General features: G+C 51.7%; 14 protein-coding genes. 4 read left to right on the top strand and 10 right to left on the bottom strand.

All coding sequences use genetic code 11. From position 1 onward, the window contains the following. Window positions 1-11: 11 nt before the first annotated feature. From TALK_RS02160 to TALK_RS02150, 3 genes are read right to left on the bottom strand one after another with little or no spacing between them, the layout of a single operon-like run. Window positions 12-1,307 (bottom strand): TRAP transporter large permease, encoded by a 1,296-nt coding sequence (locus tag TALK_RS02160; protein ID WP_085615353.1) that lies wholly within the window; start codon window positions 1,305-1,307, stop codon window positions 12-14. Beyond that, a complete protein-coding gene (locus TALK_RS02155) occupies window positions 1,304-1,822 on the bottom strand; it encodes a TRAP transporter small permease (RefSeq protein WP_169714915.1) in 519 nt (172 codons plus the stop codon). The genes TALK_RS02160 and TALK_RS02155 overlap by 4 nt, the downstream gene beginning before the upstream one ends. A 17-nt stretch (window positions 1,823-1,839) precedes the next feature. Next, a complete protein-coding gene (locus tag TALK_RS02150) occupies window positions 1,840-2,850 on the bottom strand; it encodes a sialic acid TRAP transporter substrate-binding protein SiaP (protein WP_085615349.1) in 1,011 nt (336 codons plus the stop codon). Between the two features lie 194 nt (window positions 2,851-3,044). Between TALK_RS02150 and TALK_RS02145 the strand changes: the two genes are divergently transcribed. Both TALK_RS02145 and TALK_RS02140 read left to right on the top strand, forming a co-directional pair. Further along, window positions 3,045-3,947 carry a dihydrodipicolinate synthase family protein gene (locus TALK_RS02145; protein WP_085615347.1) on the top strand — a complete coding sequence of 301 codons (903 nt, stop codon included), beginning with the start codon at window positions 3,045-3,047 and terminating at the stop codon, window positions 3,945-3,947. After that, the gene (locus tag TALK_RS02140; protein WP_085615345.1) at window positions 3,940-4,617 is read left to right on the top strand and encodes a GntR family transcriptional regulator; all 678 of its coding nucleotides are present in this window, start codon (window positions 3,940-3,942) and stop codon (window positions 4,615-4,617) included. The genes TALK_RS02145 and TALK_RS02140 overlap by 8 nt, the downstream gene beginning before the upstream one ends. Before the next feature lie 71 nt (window positions 4,618-4,688). Here the strand turns inward: TALK_RS02140 and TALK_RS02135 are convergent, their stop codons facing one another. Together TALK_RS02135 and TALK_RS02130 are read right to left on the bottom strand one after the other, a co-directional pair. Beyond that, complete coding sequence (locus tag TALK_RS02135; RefSeq protein WP_085615343.1) at window positions 4,689-5,696, bottom strand: complex I NDUFA9 subunit family protein; 1,008 nt, start codon at window positions 5,694-5,696, stop codon at window positions 4,689-4,691. Window positions 5,697-5,846: 150 nt separating this feature from the next. Further along, entirely contained in the window at window positions 5,847-6,752 is a 906-nt protein-coding gene (locus TALK_RS02130; protein ID WP_085615730.1) for an SDR family oxidoreductase, read from the bottom strand. Window positions 6,753-7,026: 274 nt separating this feature from the next. Here TALK_RS02130 and TALK_RS02125 point away from each other — a divergent pair, with 274 nt between their 5' ends. After that, entirely contained in the window at window positions 7,027-7,842 is an 816-nt protein-coding gene (locus TALK_RS02125; RefSeq protein ID WP_139833692.1) for a tetratricopeptide repeat protein, read from the top strand. Between the two features lie 72 nt (window positions 7,843-7,914). Further along, entirely contained in the window at window positions 7,915-8,946 is a 1,032-nt protein-coding gene (locus TALK_RS02120; RefSeq protein WP_085615339.1) for a substrate-binding domain-containing protein, read from the top strand. A 38-nt stretch (window positions 8,947-8,984) separates the two neighbouring features. Here TALK_RS02120 and TALK_RS02115 read toward each other — a convergent pair whose 3' ends face one another. The 5 genes from TALK_RS02115 to TALK_RS02095 all read right to left on the bottom strand — a co-directional run bounded on the left by TALK_RS02115 (window position 8,985) and on the right by TALK_RS02095 (window position 13,788). Further along, on the bottom strand, window positions 8,985-9,791 hold the full coding sequence (locus TALK_RS02115) for a class I SAM-dependent DNA methyltransferase (RefSeq protein WP_085615337.1): 807 nt from the start codon (window positions 9,789-9,791) through the stop codon (window positions 8,985-8,987). Further along, window positions 9,788-10,459 (bottom strand): FtsZ-binding protein FzlA, encoded by a 672-nt coding sequence (gene fzlA / locus TALK_RS02110; RefSeq protein WP_085615335.1) that lies wholly within the window; start codon window positions 10,457-10,459, stop codon window positions 9,788-9,790. Before fzlA ends, TALK_RS02115 begins: the two co-directional genes overlap by 4 nt. Before the next feature lie 216 nt (window positions 10,460-10,675). Then, window positions 10,676-12,193 (bottom strand): cobyric acid synthase, encoded by a 1,518-nt coding sequence (locus TALK_RS02105; protein ID WP_085615333.1) that lies wholly within the window; start codon window positions 12,191-12,193, stop codon window positions 10,676-10,678. Window positions 12,194-12,298: 105 nt separating this feature from the next. Next, window positions 12,299-12,925, bottom strand: a complete 627-nt coding sequence (gene cobO / locus TALK_RS02100) for a cob(I)yrinic acid a,c-diamide adenosyltransferase (protein WP_211274752.1) — start codon at window positions 12,923-12,925, stop codon at window positions 12,299-12,301. A gap of 53 nt (window positions 12,926-12,978) precedes the next feature. Continuing rightward, the gene (locus TALK_RS02095; protein WP_245829633.1) at window positions 12,979-13,788 is read right to left on the bottom strand and encodes an endo alpha-1,4 polygalactosaminidase; all 810 of its coding nucleotides are present in this window, start codon (window positions 13,786-13,788) and stop codon (window positions 12,979-12,981) included. Window positions 13,789-13,895 lie beyond the last annotated feature (107 nt).

Genomic DNA, 13,895 nt, shown 5'->3' with positions numbered 1-13,895 from the left:
TTTTTATTACCTTATCCGGCATAGCCAAACAGTCGCGGCAGCCACAAGACCACGGTAGGTACAAATGTCAAAAATGCCAACGCCAACAATAATACGAATATAAACGGCCAGATTTCGCGGATGATATCACGCAGCGGAATACCGGTTACCCCATTCAGAACGAATAAAAGGACCCCGTATGGTGGTGTAATCAAACCAATCATAATGTTGATTGTGACCACGACACCGAAATGAACAAGATCAATTCCAAGCAACCGCGCTGTGGGTAAAAAAAGCGGAACAACAATTAACAGAAGTGTTGTCGCATCAAACAAACACCCCAGGACCAGAATAATCACGTTCACCATCAGCAAGAACATCGGGGCTGACATATTGACTGCGGTCAGGTGATCCGCAACGACAGACGGGATGTTCTCGCTTGCGACAAGGTAATTAAGCACCAGCGCAGATGCGATAATCACCCCCACGACCGAGGTTGATTTTGCACCATCCAAAACCAAATCATAAAAATCACGCCAGGAAATAGAACGATAAAAGAATGCCGCCAGAATAAGGGCATAAACCGCCGCAACGGCCGCTGCCTCGGTTGGCGTGGTCACCCCACCGTAAATCCCGTACAGCAAAATCACTGGCAACATCAACGCGGGAAACGCCCGCAGGGTCAGACCGGGGATCTTTTTTAACGGGACAACTTCATCGCGTTTAAAATCACGTTTATGCGCAACAATGACGTTTAAAACCATCAACGCCAATGCCAGGAACAACCCCGGCACAATTCCCGCCAGAAACAGATACCCAATCGACGTATCTGATATCAACGCATAAAGGATCATTGGAATTGATGGTGGAATAATCGGGCCGATCACGCTGGACGCTGCGGTTAATGCTGCGGCATAACCCGGCGGATACCGGTTCTCGCGACACATCAGGTCAATGATGACCCGTCCAATGCCTGCGGCATCGGCAATGGCCGACCCGGACATTCCCGAAAAAATCACACTGGCCATAACGTTGACATGCGCAAGCCCGCCGCGCAACCGCCCGACAATCGCAATACAAAACGTCAACAAACGGTCGCTGATCGTGCCTGCATTCATGAAATTGGCCGCCAGAATAAACAACGGCACGGCCAAAAGGACATAGCTGTTAAACAAGCCATTCAGGGATTGTTCGGCAACAAGGCCAACATCCTGCCCGGTTAAAAACAGATAACCAATTGATGCGGCAAATGCCGCAATCGCGATTGGCATCCCAATCGCACCAAGCAAAAGAAACGCCCCCAAGCTAAACACAAAGGCGATGCTCATAGTTTTTCCTCGCCACCAATGCGGTCTTCACCGGCAATCAAGGCGATTTCTTTGTCATATGTATCGGCTTTGACAAGCCGCCACAGGGATAAAACCCCGCGAAGAACAAGTGCAAGAATGAAGATCGGGAAAATCGCATAAACATAATCAAGGCGGATACGCGTTACCGGTGCCTTTTCGATCCGCATGAACATCACATAATCAATAATCACCGGCAGGGCGGCAATAAATGCGATCACAATGCAGGCAATCCCGACAATCGCCATGATCCGCTTGCCTTTTCTGGGAGCCGCCAGAAACAACATATTAAAAGACACGTGATCACATTCACGCAGCAGAAACGCCGATGTCCAAAACACAAGCCAGATATAAAGAATGATGCAGACTTCCAACGTCCAGCCAAGCGGAGTGTTCAGGACATAGCGCGAAAAAATCTGCAACAGAAAGACTGCAAACATCGCGGTGAACAATGTCACCGCGATGAAAGAAGCCGCTTTTTGGAATTTCTTTGTCAATTCTCGCATCGCGCAAATCACTGAATAGCGTTTACCCGATCGACAATCCCCTCAGGCCAGTCTTTTGCAAACTCACTTGAAAGATAGGCTTTTTGAACCTGATCACGGAATGCCGCAACATCCGGCTCATAGACGTTCAAGCCTTCATTTTTGAAGAAATCAACCAGTGATGCTTCGTCAGCAATACGGTTTTCGTTATTAAACGCCGTTGCAACCGCCGCTGCTGCCTGAACCTTTTCCTGCTGATCCGCCGTCAATTCATCATAGGTTTCTTTGGACATCGACAGGAAAACGGCATCCACCAGATGCTGTGTCAGGACGATCTGTTTTGTAACTTCATAAAATTTCGCGGCTTTGACCGTCGGCAACGGATTGTCCTGACCGTCAATCGTGCCGGTCTGCAAACCGGTATACACTTCGCCAAAGGCCAAGGGGGTTGCATCCGCACCAAGCGCATTGCCAAGGAACAACCATGCATCCGAACCGGGCATCCGTAATTTCACCCCGGCAAGATCCGACGGCGTATTGATCTTCTTGTCATTTGCCAGATTAAGCTGGCGTGTCCCAAGATAACCAACGTCGAGGATCTCGATGTTCATGTCATCGGCAACCATCTGATAAAATTCTTCACCGATGTCGCTGTTGAAAACCTTCTTCTGATGACCGGGATCGCGAATAAGGTAACCCGCGGTAAAGACGGACCATGCCGGGATTTGCTTTGCAATATCCTGTGCCGAAATCATCGCCATATCAAGGTTGCCGCGCTGCATCGCAGCCGGTTCTGTACCCTGTTTGAACAGGCTGGCATTCAAGTGAATTTCAACATTAAACACGCTTGGTGCAGTCTTGGCCAACTCGTCCTTGAAAACCGTCAGCATCTTTGCATGCCAATCAGACTCAACAGCCGGGGTCGATATCCGCAGTTTTACCGGATCAGCAGCAAACGCCGCCGTCGTGCCGATTGAAAAGGCGCATACGGCAGACAGTGTCATACAAGTCAGAATACGCTTGGACAGCAGTGTAAACATAGAGTCCTCCCTTGGACTAAATACCTGATTTTTATGGTTATCGTTTCTTATTTTGCATTGATTTTTACTGTTAAATCAACGTTTCTCATACTAGAAACATACTGATTGTATAACTAACATGTTAGTGATAGACAAGCATCAATACATCATTTCCCCACCATTTTTATGCTGTGGGCCAATATCAGGAAGCCACCATGACTGCTGTACCCCGTCGTCTTTTTGGCATCTCAGCTGCCTTAACGACCCCGTTTGATGAAAACGGCAATGTTGATAATTCCGCCCTCAGTAAACATGCCTCAAACCTTCTTCAACAAGGCTGCGCATCCGTTACACTTGGCGGGACAACCGGCGAAGGGCCGTCCTTGTCAATTGACGAAAAAATCTCGGCACATATGGCACTGACAAAAGCCGGGATCGCCCCCGAAACAATAGTCTTTGCGGTCATGGAAACGGCTTTGCCAACGGCAATTGCCGCCGCCCGCAAGGCGCTTGATCTTGGCAGCAAATATCTGCTTGTCGCCCCCCCGTTCTATTTTAAGGGCACAAGTGAACGCGCTGTCGTCGATTGGTTCCGGCACTTTCTGAACGCCATCGCCGATAAACCCGCCAAAGTCATCCTGTACAATATTCCGCAAATGACGGCTGCGCCAATGACACCAGACATGGTCGGGGTTTTGTTAAAGGCGTTTCCCGATTTCATATCCGGCGTTAAAGATTCGTCAGGCGACTGGGAAAATACCAAGGCTTTACTTGAACAGTTCAAAGAACTGGACATCCTGATTGGTGATGAGCGGCTATTGGCACCTGGCATCCAACTTGGCGGGGCGGGTGCGATCAGCGGTGTCGCCAATTTCCGGCCTGACCTGTTAATTCCGCTGCTTGATAAACACGACCCAGCCCCCCAGCTATCACCAATGGTCAACTTGTTACTGGAATACCCGGTAACCGCCGCGGTCAAATCCTTGGTTGGGCATCTGACGCGAAATACCGACTGGCGTCGTATCCGGGCACCGCTTGCCCCCTTGGATCAGGCACAGTATGACATACTGACCAGCAAGTATGATGGTCTGTTCACCAATGGAACCCCGAATGACTGATGCTGCCAAGCAGCCAAAACGACAAAGTCGGCGCAATCACGCCTATGATAGTTTTACCGAACACCTTCTGGCGCGTGATATTCTTCCCGGACAGTTCATTTCTCAACGGGAATTGATTGATATTACCGGTATGTCGCTGGGTGCGATCCGCGAACTTGTTCCGCGCCTCGAGGCAGACGGACTGATTACGACGGTTCCCCAGCGCGGCATGCAAATCGCCCATATAGACCTTGATCTGGTCCGCAATGCTTTCCAACTGCGCATTTTTTTGGAACTGGAAGCCATCAAACTGTTCACGACAACGGCAAGCAATGCCTTGCTCGTGAAATTGCGGCAAGATCACGAAGAAATCATTGAAGCCGCCAAACACGACATCACGCCGGAATTGCTCGAACGGGCGCAAAATGTCGATTGGGCATTCCATGATTGCGTCATTGATTCACTGGAAAACGCAATCATTTCCAGTATCTACAAAGTTAACTCAATAAAAATCCGACTGATCCGGCAAGAACGATTTCGTTTAAACGAAAACCTTCTGCGCACGGTTATGCAAGATCACCTGAAAATTATCGACTGTCTGGAAGAACGTGCCCCTGACAAAGTCGTCAACGCATTGCGTCAGCATCTTGAAAATGCCCGTGGTCGCGCGCTGGGTTTGGGCGAAATGTAAATAAAAAGCCGGTTAAAGCATCTGCTTTAACCGGCTTAAAATTTCTAAAACTTGGGCATCCGTTACCCGCCTTATACGACGCGACGGAATTCACCACTTTTGCGCGGCGGACGGAACCGTTTCAGATAAGTCGGCGAAATGGCTTCGACACTGTTTGGTGTAATGCCAAGATCAGCAAAACCAAGTGATCCTTCGGAAACCACATTGTCAGTTTTCAACAGACGGACCTGATCAGGTGTCAAAAGCGGTTTGGGCAAAAACTGCAGGAAGAAGGCCTTGATCGACGCCAACCAGAACGGCACCGGCACCAGAATGGCGCGCTGGCGGGTATATTCCAGCATATCGCGCAGAAGCCCCATAAAGCTGTAAACTTCCGGCCCGCCAAGTTCATAGGTCTTGCCCGCAGTTTTGCCTTCGACCAGTGCTGTCACAAAGGCCTCGGCGACATCACCGACATAAACCGGCTGGAATTTTGGACCGCCATCGCCCAGCATATCAACCTTGCCCTTGCCAAGGTCAACCTTTGGCAAGCCCGGTGCACCAATAACCGGCAAAACCGGCGAATAGCGCGCCAAGGTGGCGAACTGGTTCAGGAAATTATCTTCCGGGCCAAAAATCACCGACGGACGGAAAATCACAGCATCGGGAAAAACACTGCGAACGGCCTTTTCACCGGCCAATTTCGACGTCGCGTAAAGGGCATGTGGGTTCTTATCCACCCCAAGGGCTGACATATGCAAAAACGTTTTCACGCCACATGCCTTGGCTTCCTCGGCAATGCGCTTGGCGGCTTTGACGTGGATATTCATAAAGTTGCTGCTGCCGCGCTCATACAAAATACCCAGCAGGTTGATCACGGCTTCGGAACCGTTGATCGCATCTTTAATCGATTCTTCTTTGCGCACATCGCAATGGATCGGAACCACCTGACCAAGATAGCCCATCGGCTTGAGTTTTTTGACACGTTCAAAACTGCGAGTCGGAACGCGGACGATAAAGTCGCGCTCAAGCAGGCGCTTGACGATATGGCGCCCGACAAATCCGGTGCCGCCAAAAACGGTTACAATACGACGATCCATGCTTGCTCTCTCCTTGCCGATCGGTGACGTCGCGATGACCTCGCACTCACGATCCGGCGCTGGGTACCTTCAAGACCGTTTGCGGTAACGGCCCGATCCAAATTCCTAAGCGGTTATATACGACGCATGGGGTGCGTCAACAATGCGCTTTTAGCGGATTTTAGCCTTCGTACCGTTGATTTTGGCCATTATTTCATCATGCAGGGTCAACAAACCGGATTTGTAATCGGTAAATCGCAACTTCACGCCAAGTTCGGCCTTGATCCGGTCATTGGCAACCCGCTTGTTATCTTCATAAAAACTTGCAGCCATCGGGCTTAGGTCCGCCGTCGCAAAATCTTCCTCGGGCGGGGGATCCATGCCCAATAACCCGCTGGCATAGGCAATCACATCCTGCGGCGGAGCAGCATCATCATCACAAACATTATAGGCCGCCCCCGCATCAGGGCGTTTGATGGATGCCAAAACAGTTTGCGCAATATCGTTAACATGAATGCGCGAAAAGACCTGACCGGCCTTAACCACGCGCCGCGCCCGACCAGATCGAACCGTTTCAAGCGCATTGCGCCCCGGCCCATAAATCCCGGCCAAGCGAAAGCTTTGCACGCACAAACCGTGGCGTCGTCCCAGATCAAACCATGCCTTTTCGGCGGCCACGCGCCTGCGGCCGCGTTTCCCACTGGGCAACAAATCATCGTCTTCGGTTACAACCGCGCCATCGCGATCCCCATAGACCCCCGTCGTCGACAAATAACCGATCCATGTGCCATCCGGCAGCGCCGCCAGATCATGGGCATGATGGGCAAGAACCGGGTCGCCATTCCCACCCGGCGGGGCCGAGACCAAAATATGCGTCACCCCGTCCAGCGCTGTTTGGATATCAGAAACCGGTGTGTCATCAGAAAATATATAGGGCTCGATCCCCTGCGCACGCAGCGCATCGGCTTTGTCTGTGCTGCGCGTGGTACCGGCAATTTTCCAGCCTTCGTCGCGCAACCGATCCGCGACAAGGCGCGCGGAAAAACCCAATCCGAAACAAAACAGTTTTTCGGTCATCATCATATCCATTATGCCGGGGCGACTATCACCAAGCGTCGAACACTATCGATCTGAACTCTCCCTGACAAAAGCTTTCGGATGATCAATATCGAAACATTAAGGTTTAAATTCATTCACAATCATTATCTTGCCGCTTTCATACTGTGCAATGCGGCCCTGACAAACGGGGTCTGGTCGGCGCATACTCAACACCTTATATGCTTTGTGCATGCGCCCCGTCAGATCGCCTGATTGCCACACATCTATTTGCCAAACCACAGAAAGGTCCATCATGTCAAAACTGCCCGCACGCAAATTCTTGCGCGCTTCATCATCCCTTATCGTGATGATCGTCTTTGGCATGACAATGGTGCCGTTTGGCACCGGGCAACAGGCACGGGCCCAAGGCACGGATATGACTGCGGATGATGCCCAACAATATCAGGCTTGCCTGAAACTGGCGCGTCTTAAGCCCGAGGACGGTTTTGAAAGTGCGATTGCCTGGCGTGACATGGGCGGTGGGGAACCGGCAAAGCATTGCGTTGCTGTGGCGCTGATTGCGCTTGAAAAATACGAAGAAGCCGCTACCCGCCTTAATGCACTTGCTGATGAAAGCACATCCCCGCAACCAGTCATCGCAGGGCTTCTGGCGCAAGCCGGGCAAAGCTGGATGATGGCAGGAAACCTTGAATTCGCATGGCGCGATCAAACCCGCGCTCTTAAAATCGTTCAAAATGACCCAACACTTTGGGTCGACCGGGCGATGGTGCTGGGCATGGCCGGGCAATATTGGGATTCGATTGATGATCTGAATGCCGCCCTTGATATTGACCCGGATAATGTCGAGGCCCTGATCTATCGCGGCACCGCATGGCGTATGCTTGAAACCTATGACCTTGCAATGAGCGATATCGAACATGCGCTAGAACTTTCACCACGAAATGTTCAGGCCCTTTTTGAACGTGCAAACCTGCATCGCATCAACAAAGATAAGGACCTTGCACGTCGGGATTATTTGACTGTCATAGAAAATTCAAACGGAACCCCTGTCGCAGATGCCGCAAGAGCGAATATAGAAAAGATGGATGTTCACACCGGATCGGAATAGGTTCTGATCCGCATTTGATATGTGCCCGCAGGTTTTAAGGCCATATCACCAGATTTTCAGCCGGGGGACCCCATGCGCCGTTTGATCGCCACGACTGCCATTGCCGCATCCATGACTTTGATGCTTGCCACACATGTTGCGCAGGCCCGCGACCAGATTCGCATTGTCGGCTCGTCAACCATTTTTCCGCTTACCACCAAGGTCGCGGAATATTTTGGCAAGACCACAGGGGACCGGGCACCAGTTGTCGAAAGCACCGGATCGGGGGGCGGATTCAAACTGTTCTGCGGCGGGATCGGTTCCCAATACCCAGACATCGTTGATGCATCCCGCAAAATTACCGGCTCGGAAACGGCCATCTGCGCTGCCAATTCAGTTCGCAATATCAGCGAAATCAAAATTGGGTATGACGGGATCGTCATTTTGGGATCACGCAATGCCCCAACGATGGCCCTGTCTGCCCGTCAGCTTTATCTGGCCTTGGCGCGAACCATCCCGGTTCAGGGTGCAAGCGTTCCGAACCCGAATATCAAATGGTCCGATATTGATGCCGACCTGCCCGATATCCCAATCCGGGTTTATGGCCCGCCACCAACATCGGGGACACGCGATTTGATGGGACAGCTTTTGATGGACAAGGGCTGCTCCACCTTTGGCGACCTCGCCAATCTTGAATCGACCGATATTGAAAGCTTCCACCTGCTGTGCCGCACCATCCGCGAAGACGGGGCCTATATCGAAGCCGGTGAAAATGACCGACTGATCATCAGCAAGCTGGAAAAAGATCCAACATCCTATGGCGTGATGGGGTTCAATAACCTGGATCGCAATCGCGAAGCCATGCAGGGTATACCGATCAATGGCATCGAACCCGATTATGACACAATCCTTGATGGCAGTTATCCGGGATCCCGCGCGCTTTACCTTTATGTCAAGGATGACCATCAGGAATTGGTTCGGACCTTGGGTGCCTTCATTACGACCTATGTCTCGGACGCCATAATTGGCGACGAAGGCCTGCTGGCCGACAATGGCCTTGTGCCACTACCAAAAGACGAACGCGTCGAAGCCCTTTCGCAGGCAAAGAAATTCATCGCCAACTAGATATCGGTTATCTGCAGAATGATTAAAATGGCCGGGCATCAGTCCGGCCGTTTTGCCATCCAGACCTGATTGGCGGCATATTTCGGTGAATTTCCGGCAAAGTCTGAAAATTCCGATATCGAAACAAACCCGCAAACCTCAAACATCAACCGCATTTCGCTACGATATACCCACCGCATATGATGCCAGCAATCTTCGCACCGGATCACCGAACCGGCCGGATTGAGTTCCTCGAACCGCCAATGTTCGTCAAACCGCTGGGTTAACGGATCGCTGGTGCGTTCCATCGCGGTAATGCGCAAACGGCTTTGTGGCTCCCCAATCCCGTCAGGCATCGGAAACAGGGGTAATTCAACAATTTCAGGATCGCCTTCCGGCAGGCAATACCGCAAATCGGGATCAATCAGGTCTAGCACCAGCATCCCGCCCGGCTCAAGATGGGTAAAAGCCGCCGCAAGACACCGCCGCTGATCATTGCCGTCTGTAATTTCCTGAAACCCGCGAAACGGAATGATGATCAGGGGGAATTGCCGCCCCAAATCAAAATCGCACATATCGCCTTTGTGCCAGACCATTTTTGGGTATTTTGCCCGCGCCTGATCCAACATCGCCTCGGAAAGATCAAGCCCCTCGATCCTAACACCGGCATCGCGAATGGCCGCCGCAATCCGGCCCGTTCCACAACCAAGTTCAAGAACGGGACCACCGGATTTAACTGCAAGATTGCGATAAAACGGGATCGGGTCTTCGAAAAGTTTACGATCGAGTTCGGCACGAAGGTCATAGCTGGCAGCGTTCAGGCCACCTTTGGGATAGAAGCTATCGACCTTCGACGAACCACTCATTCAAAATCCAGATCGGCATAATGCGGGGATGGCGGGAAGCTTGCCTGACGATCGGCCAGAACATCGCGCATCGCAGGACGGCTTTTGATCCGCATATACCAATCCTTGGCACGCGGATGTTTCGACCAATTGATATCACCCATGTAATCGATAACCGAAATCTGTGCTGCGGCGGCAACATCGGCCATGGTCAGGTGATCCCCCGCCAACCAATTGCGCCGCTCAAACAACCAGCCGATATATTCCAGGTGATAGGCCGCATTGGTTCGCCCAGCGCGCAAAATTTTGGTATCGGGGGTGCCGGTTCCAAAGAACCGTTTCATAAGCTTCTCACCTAAAAGGTGGTCGGTAACCTCGCGATTGAACTTGCCGTCAAACCACGCCACAAGGCGGCGGATTTCGGCCCGTTCCTTGGCATTCGATCCCAAAAGCGGCGTCTCGGTATAAACTTCGTCCAGATATTCGCAAATCACCGCGGAATCACACAGAACAGTGCCATCTTCTTCTTCAAGAACCGGAACTTCGCCTGCGGGATTAAGCGATAAAAACGCGTCACGGCGCTCCCAGACGGGTTCCGCCTTAAGTTCGAATTCAAGCTTCTTTTCGGCCAGAACCAAACGCACTTTGCGCGAAAATGGTGATAGCCAGAAATGGTACAATTGACGCATGGAATTGAAGATACCCAACCAAGGATGAAAGTTTTACAAACCAGCCCGTTTTGGCAATTACTTACCATATGGCATCTGCGTGCCATTCATTACAGGACCGGAATTTTAAATTCTCTCAAACCACGCAAATGTGCCGATGTAAAGGCTTTGTCGTGCCAATTCACACCATTCATGCGCTTTTTATCATCCTGTCACGCCACTGTTAAACGGTCCTGCTTATGAACGGCTTTGTGCCAATGCCCAAAGGCCATCCAGATCAAGGCAGTTTTCAACGTGATCCGCCAATTCATCAAGTGCGGCATCGATACCCGCCTCAAAATCAGCACCACCATCACGCGCCTGTCCCCTAAGTTCCGCCAGATAGGCCGCACGAAATGCATCGCTGCCAAACAGGCCATGTAAATAACACCCCATCACCCGGCCATCGATACTTTGTGCCCCATCCACGATCCCCTGGCCCAGCACAAGCCAACTGCGTTGACGATCCGGGCCCGTCGTTTCGCCCATATGAATTTCGTAACCGTTTACCGCAATATCGACCCCCATCGCACCAACAGATGTGGTTGCCGATCCGGTGGTTTGGCGCAATGTTTTATCCCCGCCCATGGTAGTTTCAACATCGAGCAACGCCAACCCCGGTTCCGATCCAGCGGCGCCTTCGACCCCGTTCGGGTCATGCACCGCCCGACCCAGCATCTGATATCCACCGCATATCCCGATCACATGGCCCCCACGCCGGTGATGGGCCAAAATATCAATGTCCCACCCCTGTTCTTTCAAGAACCGAAGATCGGCCAGCGTTGATTTACTGCCGGGCAACAACACCAGATCAATATCAGCCGGAAAAATTTCACCCGGTTTGATAATCAGCAATTCAACATCCGGCTCGGCAGCCAGCGGATCCAAATCATCAAAATTGGCGATACGCGGCAAATGCGGCACGGCAATTCGGATCGGATCTTCGACCGTATCAGCCCGCACATAGCGCCCGGCTTTTTCAAGCGCAACACCGTCTTCGGCTGGCAGTCGATGGGCACAGGGCCAATAAGTTACGATACCGTAACTTTCAAGCCCGGTATGATCCCGAATGATCTGCAAGGCAGGCTCAAACAACGATACATCACCGCGAAACTTGTTGATGATATAACCGCGTAACCAGTTTCGATCAGATTCCGATAACAAGACATGCGTTCCGACAATCGATGCAATCACCCCGCCACGATCAATATCACCGACCAAGATGACCGGTATTTCGGCGGCTTCGGCAAACCCCATATTGGCAATATCCGCCGCACGCAAATTAACCTCGGCTGGGGAACCGGCACCCTCAACCAGTACCAGATCGGCATCCGCCGCAATCTGATCAAAACTTTCAATCACACGCGGCAAAAGATCCCGTTTCAACCGATAATAATCCCGCGCCATGGCACTGGTCAGGACCTTGCCCTGAACCACCACCTGCGCCCCGATATCGCTTTGGGGTTTTAGTAAAACCGGGTTCATATGCACCGATGTCGGAACCCCACAGGCCCGTGCCTGCAACGCCTGTGCGCGGCCAATTTCGCCGCCATCATCGGTTACAGCGGCATTATTAGACATATTTTGCGGTTTGAACGGCCGAACACGCAACCCGCGCCGGGCAAAAGCACGGCACAATCCCGCCACCAACAAGGATTTTCCAACATCCGATCCGGTGCCTTGCACCATCAGGGCAGGGGTTGCGCGCGAACTCATTCCGGTTTCAAAACCTTCTTTAAAACAGCGGGATCAATGATCGATAATGACCGGCCTGATAACCCGTCATTAGAACCATTTTTCGACGAAAATCACCGGACGAGATTAAAACTCAACGCCGATTTGCGCCTTGATGCCCTGTTCACGGAACGGATGTTTAATCATCGTCATTTCGGTCACCAGATCGGCGGCTTCGATCAGGGTGTCGGGCGCGTTACGACCAGTCAACACGACATGCTGATCCGGCAGTTTATCGGCCAATGCCGAAAGAACATCATCAAGCGGCAGGAAGTCATAGCGCAGCACAATATTGATCTCGTCAAGGATCACCATGGCAAAGCTTGGATCGCGCATCATCTCAAGCGCCTTGTTCCAGGCTTCACGGGCCAGCTCAATATCCTTGGCCCGGTTCTGGGTTTCCCAGGTAAAGCCCGCCCCCATGGCGTGAAATTCGCAAAGATCCGGGAATTTCTTCAAAAGCTTGGCCTCGCCGGTTTCCCAGCCACCTTTGATAAACTGCACCACGCCGACCTTCATATCGTGGCCAACACAGCGCATCGCCATGCCAAATGCCGATGACGACTTGCCTTTACCCTTGCCGGTATGAACGATGATCAGACCTTTTTTGTCGATCTTTTGCGCCATCATCTTGTCGCGCGCGGCCTTGATTTTCTTCATTTTTCCATCATGGCGCGCATTCTGTTCGGCATCGTCTGTCATCTTGTCGGTCATGGTTTCATCCCTTTGCATTTCTGCCCGAACAATGCGGCGAAGAAGCCTTCGGATCAAGGGCAGTTTTCGGGTTTTCCATCCAGCTCCAAACCCGCAACGACACCCTGAAAACCATATTCCCCGGCTTTGGGGCAGAACTGCTTGGGATCGGCACCTTCTTCGATGTATTCAACCGCGAAAACCGGCTTCTTTACGTCGCGATAGGGTGAAAATTCATCCATAAAGCCCAAATGATACGCGGATTCAAGCAAGGCAAAATCCATCCGGCCGACCAGTTCCGGCACAAGTTCAGCAGCATTCTTTTGCCCGATGGCAAGACCACGGGCATGTGCCTGATCGATCAGCCAGCTGACATAGCGAATTTGGTCTTCGCGTGTCAGATTAAACCCGGTTTCCTTGTTCGAATAATCGGCTTCATAGGCATCTATATTATCTGGCTCAATCCCAAGGAAACCCTTATCCCGGCACAGATCGAACCGGGCCAAAATGACATCGGAAAACCGTTCAAACCGGCCGATATCAAGCCAGTTTTCACCGTCCCATCCCCAATAGGGATTCCCGATCACCTCCGACGGGAATTGCGCATAATCTTCGCGCCAGTCTTCGACAGCACCGACATTGATATAACAAATCGGGAAAATGCCCGCATCGCGCCATTCACGCACCTGTCTCGCAGGTGTTTCAAACAGGTCACTATCCACGACCCGAATTTTGGCACCAACATCTATGTCGCCCTGCAATTGCCAATGCAATGGCGCGTTCGGGACTTTTGGCCAGACGGATATATCCGATGCCATCGCACGACTACTGCCGACCACGGCAAGGCACAAAACAAAACCGGCGAATAACAAAAAAACACGCATGAACCCACCCCGAAATATCGCTTGCGCGACTTTGCCTTTCATCATTGCAATAGGCAACTCTGCAAAAGAAAACGCGGCCGTTTCCAGCCGCGCTCTTGCACCTCTAT

The sequence above is a fragment of the Thalassospira alkalitolerans genome (assembly GCF_002115745.1).
Taxonomy (GTDB): domain Bacteria; phylum Pseudomonadota; class Alphaproteobacteria; order Rhodospirillales; family Thalassospiraceae; genus Thalassospira; species Thalassospira alkalitolerans.
The sequence above is the reverse complement of the archived record's forward strand: the minus strand, read 5'-3'. Positions and strand labels throughout refer to the sequence as shown.